This window comes from Streptomyces sp. NPDC053673, assembly GCF_055585225.1.
On sequence record NZ_JBVJKN010000005.1, the window covers coordinates 294,359 to 314,124 of the forward strand.

The 19,766-nt window shown below is 69.2% G+C and carries 17 protein-coding genes and 1 tRNA gene; 11 read left to right on the top strand and 7 right to left on the bottom strand.

The features are described 5' to 3' along the window. Positions 1–88 precede the first annotated feature (88 nt). From ACZ6ZQ_RS10775 to ACZ6ZQ_RS10800, 6 genes are read left to right on the top strand one after another with little or no spacing between them, the layout of a single operon-like run. The gene (locus ACZ6ZQ_RS10775) at positions 89–856 is read left to right on the top strand and encodes a DUF881 domain-containing protein (RefSeq protein ID WP_469768175.1); all 768 of its coding nucleotides are present in this window, start codon (positions 89–91) and stop codon (positions 854–856) included. 19 nt (positions 857–875) lie between these two features. Further along, positions 876–1,583 carry a class E sortase gene (locus ACZ6ZQ_RS10780; RefSeq protein WP_469768176.1) on the top strand — a complete coding sequence of 236 codons (708 nt, stop codon included), beginning with the start codon at positions 876–878 and terminating at the stop codon, positions 1,581–1,583. Between the two features lie 56 nt (positions 1,584–1,639). Next, positions 1,640–1,801: a hypothetical protein gene (locus tag ACZ6ZQ_RS10785; protein ID WP_469768177.1), complete on the top strand. Its 162-nt coding sequence runs from the start codon at positions 1,640–1,642 to the stop codon at positions 1,799–1,801. Further along, the gene (locus ACZ6ZQ_RS10790; protein WP_469768178.1) at positions 1,798–2,436 is read left to right on the top strand and encodes an aminodeoxychorismate/anthranilate synthase component II; all 639 of its coding nucleotides are present in this window, start codon (positions 1,798–1,800) and stop codon (positions 2,434–2,436) included. The genes ACZ6ZQ_RS10785 and ACZ6ZQ_RS10790 overlap by 4 nt, the downstream gene beginning before the upstream one ends. After that, a complete protein-coding gene (locus ACZ6ZQ_RS10795; protein WP_469768179.1) occupies positions 2,433–3,536 on the top strand; it encodes a class E sortase in 1,104 nt (367 codons plus the stop codon). The genes ACZ6ZQ_RS10790 and ACZ6ZQ_RS10795 overlap by 4 nt, the downstream gene beginning before the upstream one ends. 59 nt (positions 3,537–3,595) lie before the next feature. Beyond that, positions 3,596–4,270, top strand: a complete 675-nt coding sequence (locus tag ACZ6ZQ_RS10800) for a class E sortase (RefSeq protein WP_469768180.1) — start codon at positions 3,596–3,598, stop codon at positions 4,268–4,270. A 382-nt stretch (positions 4,271–4,652) separates the two neighbouring features. Here the strand turns inward: ACZ6ZQ_RS10800 and pknB are convergent, their stop codons facing one another. The 6 genes from pknB to ACZ6ZQ_RS10830 all read right to left on the bottom strand — a co-directional run bounded on the left by pknB (position 4,653) and on the right by ACZ6ZQ_RS10830 (position 12,720). Beyond that, positions 4,653–6,626 (bottom strand): Stk1 family PASTA domain-containing Ser/Thr kinase, encoded by a 1,974-nt coding sequence (gene pknB / locus ACZ6ZQ_RS10805; RefSeq protein WP_469768181.1) that lies wholly within the window; start codon positions 6,624–6,626, stop codon positions 4,653–4,655. Between the two features lie 181 nt (positions 6,627–6,807). After that, complete coding sequence (locus ACZ6ZQ_RS10810; RefSeq protein ID WP_469768182.1) at positions 6,808–8,265, bottom strand: peptidoglycan D,D-transpeptidase FtsI family protein; 1,458 nt, start codon at positions 8,263–8,265, stop codon at positions 6,808–6,810. Next, complete coding sequence (locus ACZ6ZQ_RS10815) at positions 8,262–9,671, bottom strand: FtsW/RodA/SpoVE family cell cycle protein (protein ID WP_469768183.1); 1,410 nt, start codon at positions 9,669–9,671, stop codon at positions 8,262–8,264. Before ACZ6ZQ_RS10815 ends, ACZ6ZQ_RS10810 begins: the two co-directional genes overlap by 4 nt. A gap of 27 nt (positions 9,672–9,698) precedes the next feature. Continuing rightward, positions 9,699–11,195: a Stp1/IreP family PP2C-type Ser/Thr phosphatase gene (locus ACZ6ZQ_RS10820; RefSeq protein WP_469768184.1), complete on the bottom strand. Its 1,497-nt coding sequence runs from the start codon at positions 11,193–11,195 to the stop codon at positions 9,699–9,701. Between the two features lie 156 nt (positions 11,196–11,351). After that, entirely contained in the window at positions 11,352–11,864 is a 513-nt protein-coding gene (locus ACZ6ZQ_RS10825; RefSeq protein WP_266380397.1) for an FHA domain-containing protein FhaB/FipA, read from the bottom strand. A gap of 10 nt (positions 11,865–11,874) precedes the next feature. Further along, a complete protein-coding gene (locus ACZ6ZQ_RS10830) occupies positions 11,875–12,720 on the bottom strand; it encodes an FhaA domain-containing protein (protein WP_469768185.1) in 846 nt (281 codons plus the stop codon). Between the two features lie 400 nt (positions 12,721–13,120). Between ACZ6ZQ_RS10830 and ACZ6ZQ_RS10835 the strand changes: the two genes are divergently transcribed. From ACZ6ZQ_RS10835 to ACZ6ZQ_RS10845, 3 genes are all read left to right on the top strand, one after another. Beyond that, positions 13,121–13,207 (top strand) — tRNA-Leu (locus ACZ6ZQ_RS10835). A gap of 303 nt (positions 13,208–13,510) precedes the next feature. Beyond that, positions 13,511–14,623, top strand: coding sequence for a zinc-dependent alcohol dehydrogenase family protein (locus ACZ6ZQ_RS10840; protein ID WP_469768186.1), 1,113 nt, complete (start codon positions 13,511–13,513; stop codon positions 14,621–14,623). A 5-nt stretch (positions 14,624–14,628) separates the two neighbouring features. Beyond that, entirely contained in the window at positions 14,629–15,351 is a 723-nt protein-coding gene (locus ACZ6ZQ_RS10845; protein WP_469768187.1) for a helix-turn-helix domain-containing protein, read from the top strand. Positions 15,352–15,501: 150 nt separating this feature from the next. Here the strand turns inward: ACZ6ZQ_RS10845 and ACZ6ZQ_RS10850 are convergent, their stop codons facing one another. Beyond that, positions 15,502–16,491, bottom strand: a complete 990-nt coding sequence (locus tag ACZ6ZQ_RS10850; protein WP_469768188.1) for an Acg family FMN-binding oxidoreductase — start codon at positions 16,489–16,491, stop codon at positions 15,502–15,504. 497 nt (positions 16,492–16,988) lie between these two features. On the opposite strand from ACZ6ZQ_RS10850, the gene ACZ6ZQ_RS10855 reads away from it, so the two are divergent. Next, positions 16,989–18,719 (top strand): sensor histidine kinase, encoded by a 1,731-nt coding sequence (locus tag ACZ6ZQ_RS10855; protein ID WP_469768189.1) that lies wholly within the window; start codon positions 16,989–16,991, stop codon positions 18,717–18,719. Positions 18,720–18,976: 257 nt separating this feature from the next. Next, positions 18,977–19,636, top strand: a complete 660-nt coding sequence (locus tag ACZ6ZQ_RS10860) for a response regulator transcription factor (RefSeq protein WP_453658578.1) — start codon at positions 18,977–18,979, stop codon at positions 19,634–19,636. Positions 19,637–19,766: the final 130 nt, after the last annotated feature.

The window sequence follows — 19,766 nt, forward strand, 5'->3', positions numbered from 1 at the left end:
GCCGGGTGCGGGAGCGAGGGGGACCATGGGCTCCCCCCGGGCGTCCGTTAGCGTAGTGCTTCCGCGGCGCCTGAAGGGTAAGGGTACGTTGAGCAATTCCTCCGACTCCCCCGGTGGGCCGGTCCGCCGCATCGCCTGGCGGCCGGTCCGGCTGTTGACCGCTGCCGTTTTCGCACTCGCCGGACTGATCTTCGTCACCAGCTTCATCACGGCCAAGGGCACCAACCTCCGCACCGACGACTCGCTGCTGAAGCTCTCCGACCTGATCCAGCAGCGCAGCGACAAGAACGCCGAACTCGACGAGTCCACGGCGACGGTCCGCAAGGACGTCGACGCCCTCGCCAGCCGCGACGACGGCTCCACCAAGGCCGAGGACGCGAAGCTCCAGGCGCTGGAGGAGGCCGCGGGGACCAAGAAGCTCAGCGGTCAGGCCGTAACGGTCACCCTCAATGATGCTCCCCCGAACGCCCAGGCGGCCCCTGGCTACCCGGAGCCGCAGGCCAACGACCTGGTCATCCACCAGCAGGACCTGCAGGCCGTGGTCAACGCCCTCTGGCAGGGCGGTGCGCAGGGCATCCAGGTCATGGACCAGCGGCTGATCTCCACCAGCGCCGTGCGTTGCGTCGGCAACACGCTGATCCTCCAGGGCCGCGTCTACTCGCCGCCTTACAAGGTGACGGCCGTCGGCGACCCCGGCGAGCTCCAGCGCGCGCTGACCGCCTCCCCGGCGATCCAGAACTACCAGCTGTACGTGACGGCGTACGGGCTGGGCTGGAAAGTCGACGAGCACGAGGCGGTGACTCTCCCCGGCTACTCCGGCACAGTGGATCTCCACTACGCGAAGCCCGTGCAGTAGCCCCCGGGGAGGCCGGCCGGTGTCGGTGCGACTGATCGTCAGGACGTTCAGCGAGATATGCATCACCGCCGGCACCGTGATCGTGCTGTTCGTGGTGTACGTGCTGTTCTGGACCGGCGTGAAGGCCGAGGGCGCGACGGACGGGGAGATCGTCAGGCTCCAGGAGGAGTGGACCCGGCTTCCGGCCGAGTCACCGGCAGCTCCGGAATCTCCGGCATCCCCTGCCCCTGTTCCCGCCCCGGCCCCGAAGGCGTACGAGGACGGAAAGCCCTTCGCCGTCATGTACATCCCCCGCTTCGGCGCGAGCTGGGACTGGCCGGTGCTGGAGGGCACGTCGGCCGGGACCCTGAAGAAGGGACTCGGGCACTACGCCGCCACTGCCCGACTGGGCGATACCGGGAACTTCTCGGTGGCCGGCCACCGGCGTACGTACGGGGACCCGTTCAAGGACTTCCCGGAGCTACGGCCGGGTGACGCGGTGATCCTGACGGACGGGACGACGTGGTTCACGTACCGGATCCGGAACAAGCCGTACCGGACGGTCCCGAGCGACGTCGCCGTCATCGACCCCGTCCCCGGCCGGTCCGGCTTCGAAGGAGCGGGCCGCTATCTGACGCTGACCACCTGTGATCCGGAGTGGGGCAGCAGCCACCGGCTTGTCGTCTGGGCGCATCTGGACGCCACCCGGCCTGTGACGGAAGGCAAGCCGGAAGCTTTCCACAGCTGACCCACGGGCCCCTCGCGCCCTTTAGTCTGGTCCCGTACCGAACGGAAAGGCACAGCATGTACGGCTGGATCTGGCGGCATCTGCCGGGCAACGCATGGGTGCGGGCGTTCATCTCGCTCGTGCTGATCCTCGCGGTCGTCTATGTGCTGTTCCAGTACGTCTTCCCCTGGGCGGAGCCGCTGCTTCCGTTCAACGATGTGACGGTGGACGGCCAGTGAGCGCGCGCATTCTCGTCGTCGACAACTACGACAGCTTCGTCTTCAACCTCGTCCAGTACCTGTACCAGCTGGGCGCGGAGTGCAAAGTCGTGCGCAACGACGAGGTGTCCACCTCGCATGCGCAGGACGGCTTCGACGGAGTCCTCCTGTCGCCCGGCCCCGGCGCGCCGGAACAGGCAGGGGTGTGCATCGAGATGGTCCGCCACTGCGCCGCGACCGGGGTGCCCGTCTTCGGCGTCTGCCTCGGCATGCAGTCGATGGCGGTGGCGTACGGCGGCGTGGTCGACCGCGCGCCGGAGCTGCTCCACGGCAAGACCTCCCTCGTGCTGCACGAGGGCAAGGGCGTCTTCGCCGGGCTGCCCTCCCCCTTCACGGCCACCCGCTATCACTCGCTGGCCGCCGAGCCGGCGACGGTCCCGGACGAGCTGGAGGTCACGGCGCGTACGGAGGACGGCATCATCATGGGGCTGCGCCACCGTGAACTGGCCGTGGAGGGTGTGCAGTTCCACCCCGAGTCGGTGCTCACGGAGCACGGTCATCTGATGCTCGCCAACTGGCTGGAGCAGTGCGGGGACACAGGCGCGGTGGGCCGTTCGGCAGGGCTCGCGCCGGTGGTGGGCAAGGCTCTGGCGTGAGCGGCGAGGGGGGATCGCCGTGGTTCCGGGCCGGGGATGTCCCCGCGCAGCCCCAGGAGCCGCAGGAGTGGTACGCCCCCGAGGGCTATCAGCAGGACTGGTACGGGCAGCAGGCGCAGCCCCCGTACATACCTGAACCCGCGCCGGAACCTGCACCGGAGCCCGCGTATTCCGTACCGGATGCCTTTGCCGTACCGGACCACGAACCGGACCCCGTGCCCGACGACGAGACCGTCGCACTGCGGACCTCCGACACCCACCGTGCCGCGAGCGCGACGTCCGATCAGCCCACCGGGGGCCGCGCGGAGCGCCGCAGGGCCGCCAAGGCCCGCGGCAGGCGCCGAGCCGCACCCACGACGACGCCACAGCCGCCGGGGGGCGGCGCCCCGCTGTCCCGGGTCGAAGCCCGCCGGGCCGCCCGCGCGGCCAAGGACAGCCCGGCGGTCATCGCCAGCCGGGCCTTCGGTGAGCTCTTCATCAGCATCGGCGTGCTGATGCTGCTGTTCGTCACGTACCAGCTGTGGTGGACCAACATCCGGGCCGGGCAGGAGGCCAATGCCGAGGCGAACAAGATCCAGGACGGCTGGGCGAAGGGCCGTGCGCCGGGTGCCTTCGAGCCGGGCCAGGGCTTCGCCATCATGCACATCCCCAAGCTGGACGTGGTCGTCCCGATCGCCGAGGGCATCGACAAGCACGCGGTGCTGGACCGGGGCATGGTCGGTCACTACGGCGAGGGCAAGCTCAAGACCGCGATGCCCGAGGACAAGCAGGGCAACTTCGCGGTCGCCGGCCACCGCAACACCCACGGCGAACCGTTCCGCTACATCAACCAGCTGACCCCTGGCGATCCGATCGTCGTCGAGACGCAGGACGCCTACTACACGTACGAGATGGCGACCATCCTGCCGCAGACGTCGCCGTCGAACGTCGGGGTGATCGGGCCCGTACCGCCCGGCTCGGGATTCACCGAGCCGGGCCGCTACATCACACTCACCACTTGCACACCCGAATTCACGAGTACGTATCGAATGATCGTGTGGGGCAAGATGGTCGACGAACGGCCGCGCAGCAAGGGCAAGCCGGACGCGCTCGTCGGCTGACGGACGACCGTACTTCAGGACGACGGAAAAAACGGAAAACAGGGACAGGGACAGGTGCAGTGGCACGTGCGCGCAGCCGGATCGCCGGCGTCATCAGTGTCTTCGGCGAGCTGCTGATCACCGCAGGGCTGGTGCTGGCCCTGTTCGTCGTCTACTCGCTGTGGTGGACGAACGTCCTCGCCGACCGCGAGGCCTCCAAGGACGGCAACCGCGTACGCGACCGCTGGGCGGGCGGTCCCGGCGCGCTGGACACCAAGGACGGCATCGGCTTCCTCCATGTGCCCGCCATGAACAACGGCGAGGTCCTGGTGAAGAAGGGCACCGACCCGGACACCCTCAACCGCGGTGTCGCCGGCTACTACACCGACCCCATCAAGTCGGCCCTCCCGTCCGACAAGCAGGGCAATTTCACGCTGGCCGCGCACCGCGACGGCCACGGCGCGAAGTTCCACAACATCCACAAGGTCAAGACCGGGGACTCGATCATCTTCGAGACCAAGGACACCTGGTACGTCTACAAGGTCTACAAAGACCTCAAGGAGACGTCCAAGTACAACGTCGACGTGCTCCAGCCGGTCCCGAAGGAGTCGGGTACGACCAAGCCCGGCCGCTACATCACCCTGACGACCTGCACACCCGTCTACACCTCGGACTACCGGTACATCGTGTGGGGCGAGCTGGAGCGCACGGAGAAGGTCGACAAGGACCGTACGCCGCCGGCGGAGCTGCGCTAGGTCGTGTCTGAACAAATAGCGCCGTCCGCCCTCAGGGCGGGGCGCGCGGCGTCCGGTGCGTGCAATCGCAAGGCGGTGGGGGCACCTCCCGTGCCCGAAGGGCTACGGGGGAGGGCGTGCCGGGCGTCGCGCGCCAGGCGGGAGTTGTCAGACACGGCCTAGGTCCGGACGCCCCGGGACAGACCCAGGCAGGCCCAGGACAGGACCCAGGACAGGCCTGGGACGGTCCGAGGAGTGGCTCCGGCCGCACGTGTACGGGAGGGAGCGGACAGCGAGAGGCTCCGCACCCACTCAGGGTGCCGGGGCCTCTCGCTGTCCGTTACGGGCCTCCAGGGCCTACGGGGCCGTCGTCGGGCCGGGCAGGGTGCCCGGCCGTCCGTGGCTAACTGTCGCGTCCGCCGAAGAAGCCGCCGCCGTTGTTCCCCTGGTCGCCGCTGATGGTGAACAGCTGGATCGGGGTGGTGGCCGGGTCCGCCTGGGTGCCCGGAGGCGGGTTCTGCTGGATCACCTTGGCGTTGTCGTTCGAGTCGCCCTGCACCTGGATGTTGGAGTAGCCGGCCTGCTGCAGCATCGCCTTGGCCTCGCCCAGGGTCCTGCCCCGTACCTCAGGCACCTGGCTCTGCGGCGTCTGCGGGCCCTTGGAGACCTGCAGCGTGACCGTGGTGCCCTTGGGTTCCTTGGATCCCGCTGTCGGGTCCTGGGCGATGACCTGGCCGGGCGGCTGATCAGAGTCGACGTCCTGCCGCACGACCGTGTATCCGAGCGTCGTCAGCTGCTGGTTGGCGGGGTCGAACTGCTGGCCCACCACGTCCGGCACGGGCTTCGTGGGCTGCTTGGCGATCTTCAGGGTGACGGTCGACCCCTTCTCCGCCTTGGAGTTCCCCGGGGGATCCTGCGAGACGACCGTGCCCGCCTCCTGGTCGGAGTCGACCGATTCGGTCTCGACCTTGAAGCCCTTGTTCCTCAGCTGCTTCGTGGCGTTTTCCTCGGACTTCTCCGTGACGTCCGGCACCTCGACCAGCGGCGCGCCCTGCGAGACGACGACCTGGATGGTGTCGCCCTCGCTCATCTTGCCGCTCGCCGGCGTCTGGCTGCAGACGCTGTTCTTCGGCTGGCCGCAGCGGGCGGACCCGGACTGGACGACCTTGACGTTCACGTTGGTCCCCAGCTGCTGGGCTTCGGGGAACGGCTTTCCGACGAGCTGTGGCACGTCGATCTTGCCGGTGCCGCCGCCGCCTCCGCCGAAGACCGACTTGCCGATGAGGATCGCGCCGACCAGAACGAGGACGCCCGCGAGCACCAGCAGGATCGTCGACGTGTTCGACTTCTTCTGGCGTCGGCGGTCCGGGCGGTCGTCGTAGCCGTATCCGCCGTCGTCCGGGTTCATGGGCGGCAGCATCGACGTCTGGCCCGCCGGGTCGGTCGGGCGCAGCGCCGTCGTCGGCCGGTCGTCACCGTGCTGGGCCCCGTACCCGCCGTAGCCGACCGCGCCCATGGCCGCCGTCGCCGCGACCGGCTGGCCGTCGAGGCAGGCCTCGATGTCGGCCCGCATCTCGTCGGCGGACTGGTAGCGGTAGTCGGGGTCCTTGACCAGCGCCTTCAGCACGATCGCGTCCATCTCGGGCGTGATCTCGGGGTCGAAGTTGCTGGGCGGCTGAGGTTCCTCCCGTACGTGCTGGTAGGCGACCGCGACCGGGGAGTCCCCGACGAACGGCGGCCGGACAGTCAGCAGCTCGTACAGCAGACAGCCGGTGGAGTAGAGGTCGGAGCGGGCATCGACCTGCTCACCCTTGGCCTGCTCCGGGGAGAGGTACTGGGCGGTGCCGATCACGGCCGCGGTCTGCGTCATGGTCATGCCCGAGTCGCCCATGGCGCGCGCGATGCCGAAGTCCATGACCTTGACCTGGCCGGTACGCGTCAGCATGACGTTCGCCGGCTTGATGTCGCGGTGGACGATGCCGTTGCGGTGCGAGTACTCGAGGGCCTGGAGGATGCCGATGGTCATCTCCAGCGTGCGCTCGGGCAGCAGCTTGCGCCCGGAGTGCAGGAGCTCTCTGAGCGTCGAGCCGTCGACGTACTCCATCACGATGTACGGGATGGAGACGCCCTCTACGTAGTCCTCGCCGGTGTCGTACACGGCGACGATCGCAGGGTGATTCAGCGAGGCGGCCGACTGGGCCTCACGGCGGAACCGGGCCTGGAAGGACGGATCGCGGGCGAGATCGGCCCGCAGTGTCTTCACGGCGACGGTGCGGCCGAGCCGGGTGTCGTGGGCGAGGTAGACCTCTGCCATGCCACCACGGCCGAGCACCGAGCCCAGCTCGTACCGGCCGCCGAGGCGACGCGGCTCTTCCATAACTGTTCCAGCCCTCTCCGTCAGTCCCGACCGCACCCGTGTGTGTGCTCCGGCGGTGTGCTGTTCGCGCATACGCTACCGGGCAGGCAGCACCGCATCCGCCCAAGGCCGGGACCTGATATGCGACCGGTATCGCATTGTGCGGTTATGAGGCGGGACGAGGCCAGGACAGTGACCCTCGTCACTTGCCGATTACAGCCTCCATCACCTGCTTGGCGATCGGTGCGGCGAGACCGCCACCGCTGATGTCGTCACGGGCGGTGCCGCTGGAGTCCTCGACCACCACGGCGACCGCGACCGGCGAGCCGCTGTCGGTCTTGGCGTACGAGATGAACCAGGCGTACGGGCGCTTGCTGTTTCCCACACCGTGCTGGGCGGTACCGGTCTTGCCGCCGACCGTCACACCGTCGATCTTCGCGTTGCCGCCGGTGCCGTTCTTGACGACGTTCTCCATCATCTCCTGGAGGAGCTGCGCGTTCTTCTCGGAGAGCGGGCGGCTCATCTCCTCGGGCTCGGTCTTCTCCAGCACGTCGAAGCCGGGAGCCTCGAGCTGGTCGATCATGTACGGCTTCATCAGCTTGCCGTCATTGGCGATCGCGGCAGTGACCATGGCCATCTGGAGCGGCGTGGCGGCCGTGTCGAACTGGCCGATGGAGGAGAGCGCGTTGCCGCCCCGGTCCATGGTCTTGTTGTAGACCGAGGCGGAGGCGCGGACCGGCGTGTCGATCTCCGGGTTGTTGAAGCCGAACTTCTCGGCCGTCTCCACCATCTTGTCCCGGCTGACCTTGTCACCGAGGTTCGCGAAGACGGAGTTGCAGGAGACCCGCAGGGCCTCGTTCAGGCTCGCCTTCTCGCAGCCCGAGGCGTGGTTGACCATCGGCGTGCGGGACAGCGGGATGTTGTACGGCTCGGGGGTGTCCGTCGCGGCGTTGATGTCCGAGACCACGCCGTGCTCCAGAGCGGCGGCGGCCGTGACGACCTTGAACGTGGAACCGGGCGGGTAGGTCTCGCGCAGCGCGCGGTTCAGCTTCGGCTTGTCCTTGTCCTTCTCCAGCGCCAGCCAGGCCTTCTCGTCCTTGGCCGAGTAGCCGGCGAAGGTCGAGGGGTCGTACGACGGCGTCGACGCGAGTGCGAGGATCCTGCCGGTCTGCGGGTCGATGGCCGCGACGGCGCCCTTCTTGTCGCCGAGGCCCTTGTACGCGGCCCGCTGGGCCTTGCCGTTCAGGGTGGTGACGACGTTGCCGCCCTTCTTCTTGTCGCCGGTGAACATCGCCATCGTGCGGTCGAAGAAGAGCCGGTCGTCGTTGCCGGTGAGTATGCCGTCCTCGAGCTTCTCGATCTGGTTTGCGTCGTAGGCCTGCGAGGCGTAGCCGGTGACGGGTGCCCACATGGGGCCGTCGATGTAGGTGCGCTTGTACTTGAAGTCGGTGTCGGACGTCGCGACGGAGCCGGTGATGGGCTTGCCGTCGACGATGATGTTGCCGCGTTCCGCCGCGTACCGCTCGATCTGGACCCGGCGGTTCTTGCCGTTGGTGTTCAGATCCTCGGCCTGGACGTACTGGAGCCAGTTGGTGCGGATCAGCAGGGCGAGGACAAGGAGCCCGCAGAAGATCGCGATCCGGCGCAGGGGCTTGTTCACGGTCGGACCACCTGGGTCATCTCGGCGTCGGGGGACGGGGCAGGTGCGGGCGCGGGCCGGCGCGCGGTGTCGCTGATACGGATCAGAATCCCGATCAGTGCCCAGTTGGCGAGCACGGAGGAACCGCCGTACGCGACGAACGGCATCGTCATGCCCGTCAGCGGGATGAGGCCCATGACTCCGCCGGCGACGACGAAGACCTGGATGGCAAAGGCGCCGGAGAGGCCGATCGCGAGGAGCTTCCCGAACGGGTCGCGGGCGGCGAGCGCCGTGCGTACGCCGCGTTCGACGATCAGACCGTAGATGAGCAGGAACGCCATCATTCCGGCCAGACCGAACTCCTCGCCGACCGTGGCGAAGATGAAGTCGGAGTTGGCGGCGAAGCCGATGAGGTCGGAGTTGCCCTGGCCGAGGCCGGTGCCGAGCACACCGCCCGCGCCGAAGGACATCAGGGCCTGGCCGATCTGCTCGCTCTGCCGCCAGGTCTCCTCCGCGAACGGCTCGAGCCAGAACTGGACGCGCTGCTGGACGTGCGGCTCGAAGCTCGCGACGCTGACCGCGCCGACCGCGGACATCAGCAGACCGAAGACGATCCAGCTCGTCCGCTCGGTGGCGACGTACAGCATGATCACGAAGAGGCCGAAGAACAGCAGCGACGTGCCGAGGTCGGTCTCGAAGACCAGGATCAGGATCGACATGGCCCAGACGACCAGGATCGGTCCGAGGTCACGGCCACGCGGCAGGTAGAGACCCATGAAACGGCGGCTGGCCAGGGCCAGGGCGTCGCGCTTCACCATGAGATAGCCCGAGAAGAAGATCGCGATGATGATCTTCGCGAACTCACCGGGCTGCAGGTTGAGGGGGCCGAGGCTGATCCAGATCTTCGCGCCGTTCCGGGCGGGGAAGAACATCGGCAGGATCAGCAGGACCAGAGCGGCCGCCATGGAGATGTACGTGTAGCGCTGCAGGATCCGGTGGTCCTTGAGCAGCAGCAGTACGGCCACGAAGAGCGCGATGCCGATCGCCGAATACAGCAGCTGCTTGGGGGCGTCGGGGCTGAAACCGCCGAAGGCGCGCTGGGCACGGGCGATCAGCCGCGGCGACTGGTCGAGGCGCCAGATGAGCACCAGGCCGAGCCCGTTGAGCAGGGTCGCAAGCGGCAGCAGCAGCGGATCGGCGTACTTGGCGAACTTGCGCACCACGAGATGGGCCACGCCCGCCAGCAGCCCGAGGCCGAGACCGTATCCGATCATGCCGGTGGGCACGCTGCCGGTGAGCGCGAGGCCCACATTGGCGTACGCGAACACCGGAATGACGACGGCGAACACGAGCAGCGCCAGCTCGGTGTTGCGGCGGCTCGGCAGTTCGATCGCGCCGATGGTGGTCGTGTTGGTGACAACGCTCATGGTGGAGAAAGGCCCCCCTACGGGTGCTTACTGCTGGCCGCAGTTCGAGGCCAGCTTCTTTTCCTCCTCCGAGAGGGTGGGGCCCGGAGAGGGAGTAGCTGCGGTCGGCTTGGTCTGGGCGGACTGGGTGGAGGGCTTCGTGCCGGTCGTGCCGCCGGCCTGGCCTTCTCCGGGCGGCGCGCTGGGCGCGCGGTCCACGGCGGCGCTGCGCTGCTCCTCCTTCTTGCAGACCTCAGCCTGATCGGCGAGCTCCTGGATCTTCTTGCGGGCGTCGCCGAGGCTGCCTCGGGGGATCGTGTCCTTGACGTCCTTCTGCTGGTAAGGCGCCAGGTACTTGAGTTCGATCTCGGGGTAGTCCTGCTCCACCTTCGAGAGCGAGACCCCGGGCAGGTCCTGACTGATGCCCCGGTACAGCGCGACGTGGCTGTCGTTGGCGCCGATGTAGTACTGGGTCTGCGTCCAGCGGTATGCGCCGTACAGACCGCCGCCGACCACAGCGAGCACGAGCACGATGTAGAAGGATCTCTTCAGCCACTTCCGGCCGGAGCGCGGCTTGACGAAGTCCTCGTCCGTGTACGCACCGAAGCTGCCCTCCGGCGGCATGCCGCCGTAGCCCACCTCGTCGCCACTGCCGGGCGGGCCGAAGCCGCCCGGGGGCGGCGGGGTGGGGCGGCCGAGGCCGGCCGCGCGCCCCGCGGGGGTCTGCATGGCCCCGCCGTCGTTCAGCTGGGCCTGGTTCTCGGCGACCGCGCCGACGACGACCGGGGTGTCGCTCAGCTGCCCGGCCAGGGTGTCGTTGGAGTCGGTGTCGAGGACGTCCGCGACGATGCAGGTGATGTTGTCGGGGCCGCCGCCGCGCAGCGCGAGCTGGATCAGCTCCTGCACGGTCTCCTGCGGACCCTGGTAGCTGGCGAGGGTGTCCTCCATCGTCTGGTGCGAGACGACGCCGGACAGTCCGTCGGAGCAGATCAGATAACGGTCACCGGCCCGGACCTCGCGGATGGAGAGATCGGGCTCGACGTGGTCGCCGCTGCCCAGCGCGCGCATCAGCAGGGAGCGCTGCGGATGGGTGGTGGCCTCTTCCTCCGTGATCCGGCCCTCGTCGACGAGCCGCTGCACCCAGGTGTGGTCCTGGGTGATCTGCGTCAGCACGCCGTCACGGAGCAGATACGCGCGGGAGTCCCCGACGTGGACGAGGCCGAGCCGCTGGCCGGTCCAGAGCAGCGCGGTGAGGGTGGTCCCCATGCCTTCGAGCTGGGGGTCCTCCTCGACCATCACACGCAGCTGGTCGTTGGCCCGCTGTACGGCCGTACCGAGCGAGGTGAGGATGTCCGAGCCCGGGACGTCGTCGTCGAGCTGGACAAGCGTGGAGATGACCTCGGAGGAGGCGACCTCACCGGCGGCCTGGCCGCCCATGCCGTCGGCGATCGCGAGAAGGCGCGGGCCGGCGTAGCCGGAGTCCTCGTTGCCTTCCCGGATCATGCCTTTGTGCGATCCGGCGGCGAAGCGCAGTGACAGACTCATGCGCACCTCGCCCGTCGGATCGGGGTACAGCCGGTCTCGAGCCACACTGCCCACCCTCCGGTCGGGAGCCGCCTGGCCCGGCCCACTGCCGGGACCGCCGCGGGGCCCGCTGTGGGTACCGCCGCCGCTCGCTCGCTCCGCTCGCTCATTGTCGTACTACTTCCGCAGCTCGATGACGGTCTTGCCGATGCGGATCGGCGCGCCCAGCGGAATCGGTGTCGGGGTGGTGAGTCGGGTCCGGTCGAGATACGTGCCATTGGTGGACCCGAGATCCTCGACGATCCACTGGCCGTCACGGTCCGGGTAGATCCTGGCATGCCTGCTGGACGCGTAGTCGTCGTCCAGCACGATCGTGGAATCGTGCGCGCGGCCCAGCGTGATCGTCTGGCCCTGCAGCGCGACCGTGGTGCCGGTCAGGCTGCCTTCGGAGACGACCAGCTTGGTGGGTGCCCCCCGGCGCTGCCGGGTGGCCTGCTGGCGCTGCTGCGGAGGCGCGGCAGCCTGGCGGGCGGCCTGTTGCGGCCGGGCGTCGGCGTTGCGGCGTGAGCCGCGCTGCGTGACGCGCGTACCGAACAGGTCGCTCCGGATGACCTGGACGGCCACGATGACGAACAGCCACAGAACGGCCAGGAAACCCAGCCGCATGACCGTAAGGGTCAGCTCTGACATTGCCCCCGCTTCACCCTTCGGCTTGCCGGTAAACGATGGTGGTGCTGCCCACGACGATCCGCGAGCCGTCGCGGAGCGTAGCGCGGGTGGTGTGCTGCCCGTCTACCACGATGCCGTTGGTAGACCCGAGATCCTGGATCGTCGAGGGCGTTCCGGTCCGGATCTCACAGTGCCGGCGCGATACGCCGGGGTCGTCGATCCGCACGTCGGCGTCGGTGCTGCGGCCCAGCACCATCGTCGGGCGGGAGATCTGGTGGCGGTTGCCGTTGATCTCGATCCAGCGGCGCACCTGGGCACCCGGCATCGGGCCGGGGGCCGCCGGACGGGCTGCCGTGGGCGCTGCCGGGCCGGGACGTCCCACGCCGGGCGGCGGGGCGGACGGCATGGGAGGCGCGCTCGCGGGAGGGTAGCCGTAGCCGCCGCGTGCGCCGCCCTGCGGGGCGGGCGGACCGGCGGGAGCACGCTCGGGCGCCTGTGACGTACTCGACGCGAGCGTACGGCTGCGTACCCGGTACAGACCGGTGTCGAGGTCGTCGGCCTTCTCCAGATGGACCTTGATCGGGCCCATGAAGGTGTAGCGCTGCTGCTTGGCGTAGTCCCGGACCAGGCCGGAGAGCTCGTCGCCGAGCTGACCCGAGTACGGGCTGAGGCGCTCGTAGTCGGGCGCGCTCAGCTCCACGATGAAGTCGTTGGGGACGACGGTCCGGTCGCGGTTCCAGATGGTCGCGTTGTTGTCGCACTCGCGCTGGAGGGCGCCCGCGATCTCGACCGGCTGGACCTCGGACTTGAAGACCTTGGCGAAGGTGCCGTTGACCAGGCCTTCGAGCCGCTGTTCGAAACGCTTCAGGACTCCCATGGGGCACCTCCTCCGTCGATGTCGTCCTGGTACTGCTTACTGATCGTATCCACGCGTCGGGAAATCGGCTGGTTCCCCTTGTCTGCCCCGTCGATGAGTGTCACCTCTCACACGGATCTCCACATGGATCGTAGAGGCGGCCTCCTGACAGTGTCCCGCACTCCGGGTGCACCTCGGAGGAGCGGGGGGAGGTGCACCCCGGAGGAGTGGCGGCGGCCGCGCTCCGTTCCTTGCCTTTGGTGCTTCCCCCTGTCTTCTCTTCCGCCGGGGCCGGGCCGAAACCGGCCGAGGCCAGGCGGAAGGAAAGGGATGTGAATCCACCCTCCGCACCGTGCTAATCTTCTGCATGTCGCCAGGCGCTCGCACCGAACAAGTGAGAGACACGGCGGCAACACCCAATGCGCGGGTGGCGGAATAGGCAGACGCGCTGGATTCAGGTTCCAGTGCCCGCAAGGGCGTGGGGGTTCAACTCCCCCCTCGCGCACCATGAGAAACCGATGAGACGGGTTCTCACCAGAGACGAAAGTCCTGGTGAGGGCCCGTTTCTCGTTGTTCGAAGCGCTGCGGTCCGAGTTGGGGGCGGATTCGGTCGGTTTCTACGTGAACGAGCCCACACCGTGTCATATGTCACGATTCTGGCCCCTGATCTTTGAGTGATCTTCAGCTGGTGCGGCTGGAGTTGTTCAGGGGCCGACAGGCGCCCATGCGGGGCCACTCGGCCCAAGCGCCCGAGGCGCCCGCCGGGACATGCTGGCCAGTGACCGGGTGCGGTCGCGGAAGGGACGACGCCATGAAGGCACTCGTCTTCCATGGACCTGGACAGACGACCTGGCAGGATGCCCCGGATACGGGCATCGAGGACGCCGCGGACGCGATTGTCCGCGTCGATGCGGTCACCATTTGCGGCACCGATCTGCACATCATCAAGGGAGATGTGCCCGAGGTCACCCCGGGAAGGATTCTCGGGCATGAGGCCGTGGGCGAGGTCGTGGAGACCGGCGGAGACGTCCGTACTGTCCGCCCCGGTGACCGGGTACTGGTGTCCTGCATAGCTGCGTGCGGGCGCTGTCGTTTCTGCCGGGAGAGCAGGTACGGGCAGTGCCGGGGCGGTGGCGGCTGGGTCCTCGGCCACCTGATCGACGGCACCCAGGCCGAATACGTACGCGTGCCCTTCGCCGACCTGTCCGTGCACCCGCTGCCCAGCGCCGTCGACAGCTATGACGCGGTCCTGCTGGCCGACATCTTCCCCACCGCATACGAGGTGGGCGTCCTGAACGGGAACGTCCGGCCCGGCGACACCGTGGTCGTGGTGGGTGCCGGGCCGATCGGGCTCGCCACGATCGCCACGGCCCGCCTCTGCACCCCGGAACGGATCATCGCCGTCGACCTCGCCGTTGCCCGCCTGACCGCTGCCCGGGCCCTCGGCGCCGACGCGACGGTCAGCGCGGACAAAGCCCCCGAAGGGATGGTTGAAGAGCTGGTTGAGGACGTCACCGAAGGACTCGGTGCCGATGTGGTCGTCGAAGCGGTCGGCGTGCCAGAGGCGTTCGAGATGTGCACCCGCATGGTGCGCCCCGGGGGCCGCGTCGCCAACATCGGTGTTCACGGCAAGCCTGCGGTCCTGCACCTCGAAGACCTGTGGATCAAGGATGTGACGATCACGACCGGTCTCGTCGACACGTACTCCACGCCGCTGCTGCTGCGCATGATGGCCGCGGGCAAGCTCCCCACGTTCGCTCTGGTCACCCACCGCTTCGAGCTGGGGCAGATGGAGGAGGCGTACGACGTGTTCTCCCGCGGCGCCGAGACCGGCGCTCTCAAAGTGGTGCTAAGCGGCCCCCCGCACAACGCTGTCACCCGACCTGACCAGCCACGCCTGCCTGGCCGCGACGAGGGGAAGTGAGCAGGATGCAGCAGTCGACACCCGGACGCTCCGGCGCAGGGGCCGTGCACGGTCAGCGCGGTGACATCGGACGCCGCGTGGCGGCCCGCCGCGAGGAGCTCGGGCTGTCCCGTGAGGAGCTGGCCGCGCGCAGCGGCGCCGCGGCCGCCTACATCACCTACGTCGAGGAGCGGTCATCCACACCCGGCATCGGAATCATGCTCCGCCTCGCCGACGCCCTGGAAACCACGGTCCCCGAACTCACCGGAGCCACGGCCGATCAGCCGCCGGGCAGGACTTCCGGCCCGCGCAACACGGAACTGCTCGAACTCGGCGACGAGGAATGCCGGGACCTGCTGTCCACGTACGGCGTGGGGAGAGTAGCCGTCGTCATGCCCGACGGTCCGGCCGTTGTGCCGGTCAACTACCTTTTCGCCGGGGGTGAGATCGCCTTCCGTACGGCTCCGCATACGGTGCCCGCTTCTGCTGTGGGAGCCGAAGTGGCCTTCGAGGTCGACCACATCGACGATGCGTTCAGCCAGGGCTGGAGTGTCCTCGTCGTCGGGCAGGCGCGCGCCGTCACCGACGGCGACGCCGTGCGGCGACTCGAGGCCGCAGCCCGCAGCCTTCCGTGGGCCGGTGGACAGCGCGAGATGTGGGTGACTGTGACTCCCACGCGCATCACCGGCCGCCGGGTGACCAACCCGCAGGCGGGTCCGCGGTCCTCCGCCGGACGGCCATCGCAGTGAGCACCGGCATGGTCCCGGCAGACTGAGATTGAGACCGAGATTGGGCCCGAGATTGAGCCCGAGCCCGAGGCCTGGGTAGGTCTGAGGACGGTTCGAGGGAGTCAGCCGGCCCGGGAAGGCCTCACTGCGTTCGCTGGGCGCTGCGGGCCGTCACACGATGTCGAGGACGTCGGTCACCGGCCTGCGGGGAGTCGCGGGACCCTCCGGCCCGTACCCGAGGCGGATCACCATCTGAACGTGGCCCATCGCCGCACCTGGATCACGCACAGCCCAGCGGAGCTCGGGCCACTCCAGTGCCTGGGAGGTCAGCGATGTGACCAGGCCGTCCTGGGTGGCCTGAAGCAGCACCCTTTCCATCGCCTGGCCGGCCCGCAGCCAGTCGACCGGCTTGTCGCCGGTGGTGCCCAGCAGCGCGAGACAGGGCCACTTCTCGAACGTCGCCGCCTCCCGGCCGGGAACCGGTCGCCCGCCGGCGAAGTCCCGCACCGGGGACGTGACGTCCCGTTGCCGAGGACCGAACGCGTAGGCGGGAATGCCCCCATTTCGCGAGTCGTCCTCTTCGGTTCCCGTGCCGGTCCACCGGGCCAGCTCCTCCCGGGCCTCGGGGTCGAGCGACTCGCGCGCTTCGGCGTCGTGAACCAGGTCGAGCACCTCTCGCACATGCCAGGCCTCGGGAACGTGCAGCCGGGCGCCTTCGAGGAGCGCCGCGCCGCGCAGTCCGTCCAGCACTTCCGCCGGGATCTCCTCGTCGGTGAAGGGGAAGCGGCTGGTGTGCCGACGGCGGATCGCCGGGTGGAGGTCGGCGAGATCGTCGTCCGGGCGCTTGGGCAGGTCGAGGCGGACCTCGGCGAACAGCCAGGGATCGGCGAGATCGGGGAGCAGCGTGGTGACGGGCTCCCTGCCTGCGTGAGCGACGGCCACGCGCAGATTGAGAATGGCGGCGCCGCACCCGAGGTGCAGGGCACGATGCGCCGGGTCGGCCTTCGGCAGCGTGCGTTCCAGGTCGGCGTGCAACTGCAGTGAACCCTTGTCCCGCAGGAAGCGGAATCTCCACGGTTGGGCGTTGTGCATGGACGGAGCCGCCGTGGCGTCCTCGACGAGGGCTGTCACGGAGGCCGCGTCGATCGGTGTCAGGGACACAAGATCCTCCGGTGGCGGATTGTGCATGGACGACGCCCGCGGCTGGTGCCGACGGTCAAGCCGCTCCCGATCACCAGCGTGGAGCGTGCGGCGCCTCGCCGCAAAGGGACCTTCTGGCCCGCCGCGGAAATCTTGCGGTTCTCACTCCGGCCACGTGCCGGTGCCACAGGGACGCCCGGGTACCGGGGCCGCCGCCCGCGGTCCTCGCCGGGCAGCCAGGGGCGAGTGACCCGACGGGCAACGGAGCGCGCTCTTGCGGTCCGCCGGACCGAGGCCGGAGCCTGACACGCCAGGACCCCATCGCGCCGGTCATCCGCCCTGTGACGGGGGCGGTGACCAGCGGTCGCACCGCACACGGCGGCCGGCCGGTCTCCGCCGGTTCGGCGCGCTTGTGCGTGGCGCCACGACCTTCGTTGCGTGGCACCACGACCTTCGTTGTTCGGGGGCACTACGAAAGTGGGCCGCGGGCGGCGCCGGTCACTGTCTAGGGTGCGGGCGTGGACGCGTCATCGAACATATGGGCCCGGGTACGGGCAGGACTGCGGTGGCTTGCCCCGCCGGAGCTGTGGTCCCGGCGCAGGATCGCGGGCGAGACCGTCCTCGCGCTCCTCCTGGGGCTCATTGGCGCCGGGCTGGCCGATGTGCTGGGGGCCACCGGGTCGGCTGCGTTCGGCGAGGGCGCCGCTGTAGCCCTGCTGTCGCTGCTGCGGCGCAGGCTGCCCGCGAGCGTGCTGGTGGTGACCTCCGGGCTGGCGCCGGTGTGTTACGGGTTGCTGCCACTGATGTTGGTCGTCGGCTGGTCGGCCGGCCGGCGGATCGCGGGCGCGGGCCGGGCACTGATCGCGTTCAGCGTCGCGTACGCGCTCCACCTCGTCGTCACGCTCGTCGACGAGTGGACGCCGCACATCCCCATGATCATCGTCCTGTTCACCACGCTCGCCTTCCTGGCGACGACGGTCGTGCCCGGTCTGGCCAGCCGCTACTGGACGCAGCGCAGGACCCTGCTGCAGACCCTTCAGGAGCGCAACACCCAACTGCTGCGTGAACGCGCCATGGTGGCCGGGCAGGCGCGGCTGCGCGAGCGGCAGCGGATCGCCCAGGACATGCACGACAGCCTCGGGCATCAGCTGGCGCTCATCTCCGTGCACACCGGCGCTCTGGAGGTCGACCGTGAGCTGACCTCCCACCAGCGGGAGGCGGTCGGGGTGCTCCGTGAGGCCTCGGTGACCGCGATGCACGAGCTGCGCGAGGTCGTCGGGATCCTCAGGGACGGGGTGGAGGCGTCCGCGCCGGTGGACGAGTCGGGGCGTGCCGCGCGCGGAACAGCGGGTATCGACGGGCTTGTCGAGGCGGCTCGGGCCGCGGGCACCACGGTGGAGCTGCGGCGTTCGGGAGAGGCCAGGCCGCTCGCGGCGGCAGCCGACCATGCGGCGTACCGCATCGCCCAGGAGGCGCTCACCAACGCGTACAAGCATGCGCCCGGCGCTGCCATCACCGTGGAGCTGCGGTACGAGCCCGACTCTTTCGTCGTCGAGATCGTCAACGAGCCTGCGGCCGCCGGTGGCGTGGGTGAGGTCGTCAGCGGCGGCCAGGGGCTGACGGGCCTGCACGAGCGCGCTCGGTTGGTCGGCGGCATGGTGCACGCGGGGTCGGCCTCAGGTGGCGGCTTCCGGGTGGCGGGCGTGCTGCCCTACGGCGTCGTGGAGGCCGCGCGCCCCCTGGGTGCCGAGCCCTTCGTCGATCAGACGGACGACTTCCGGCAGCAGTCGGCGGCGGTCCCGCTCGGGAACGGTGTTCCGGTCATGGACTGGACCCTTTCGGAGAAGGAGTTGGCGATGGGCGGCAGGATCGGGACCCGGAGCAGGAGTGGCGGAATCGCGCTGGGGTGCGGCATAGCGGTGGCAGCTCTGGTGCTGCTGGTCGTGGTGGGCGTCTTGGGGGTGTTCTTCCTGATGGGTTCCATGAACGACGCGATCATCGATCCCGGCAAGTACGAAGCGGTCGAGGTCGGCATGTCGGAGAAGGCCGTACGCGACCAGCTGCCGAGCGGCGACTCGATCGCGACGGCGGGGCTGTACGACAAGGGGCCGAAGAAGCCGGAAGGATCGCGGTGCCTGGTGCTGATGTCGTCCGAGACGGGAGACAGCATGGAGGAGGAGCCGGTGTTCCGGTTCTGCTTCAAGGACGGCAAGCTGATCGAGAAGAAGTCGTACGTCGTGAAGCGTTAGCGACGTGCAGCCGGAGACGTGGAGTGCCGGAGACCTGGAGTGCCGGCGATGTGAAGTGCTGGGGATGTGAAATGCCGGGCCGGCGCTCGGTCTTGGGCTTGGCCGTTGGGGCCAGGGGTCGGGCAGTGAGCCGGGCAGTGAGCACGCCCCGGCCCGGGTAGTGGGCCGGGGCGTGCGCCCGGCAGAATGCCAGGCCCGGGCGCCGCGCGGTGTCGCCTCGGGTGGGAGCAAGTACTGAGGATGCAGAGGGAGTTCCTGTGACCGGTTCGCCGATCCGGGTCGTGATCGCCGACGACGAGCCGCTGATCCGGGCCGGTATCCGGATGATCCTCACCTCCGACCGGGAGATCGAAGTGGTGGCGGAGGCGGCGAACGGCCGCGAGGCCGTCGACCTGGCTCGGTCGCACAGTGCGGACGTGGTGCTGCTCGACATACAGATGCCGGTCATGGACGGTCTCACCGCCCTGCCGGAGCTGCGCAGAGCGGTGCCGGCGACACGGGTGATCATCCTGACGACCTTCGGCGAGCGGGAGAATGTGCTGCGGGCGCTGGAGCACGGCGGCGCCGGGTTCCTGCTCAAGGACACCGCGCCCGCGGAGCTGATCCGCGCGGTGCGGGCGGCGGCCGCCGGAGACGCCTATCTGTCGCCCGGCGCCACCCGGCATGTGGTGGACCAGCTGGCCTCGGGGCGGGCCGCGGCGCGTGGCGAGGAGGCCAGGGCGAGGGTGACGGCGCTGAGTGAACGGGAGCGGGACGTGCTGGCGCTGCTCGGTGAGGGGCTGTCCAACGCGGACGCGGGGCGGCGGCTGCATATGAGCGAGGCCACGGTGAAAACCTATGTGAGCCGGATCCTGGCCAAGCTGGAGTGCGAGAACAGGGTGCAGGCGGCGTTGCTGGCGCGGGACGCGGGTCTGTAGCGGCGCCGGGTTCGGCGCGGCCCTGGCTGCGGCGGCCACTGGCTGTGGCTGTGGTTCTGGCTGTGGTTCTGGCTCTGACTGTGGGCGCGGCGCGGCGCGGGTGTGGCTGTGGTTCTGGCTCTGACTGTGG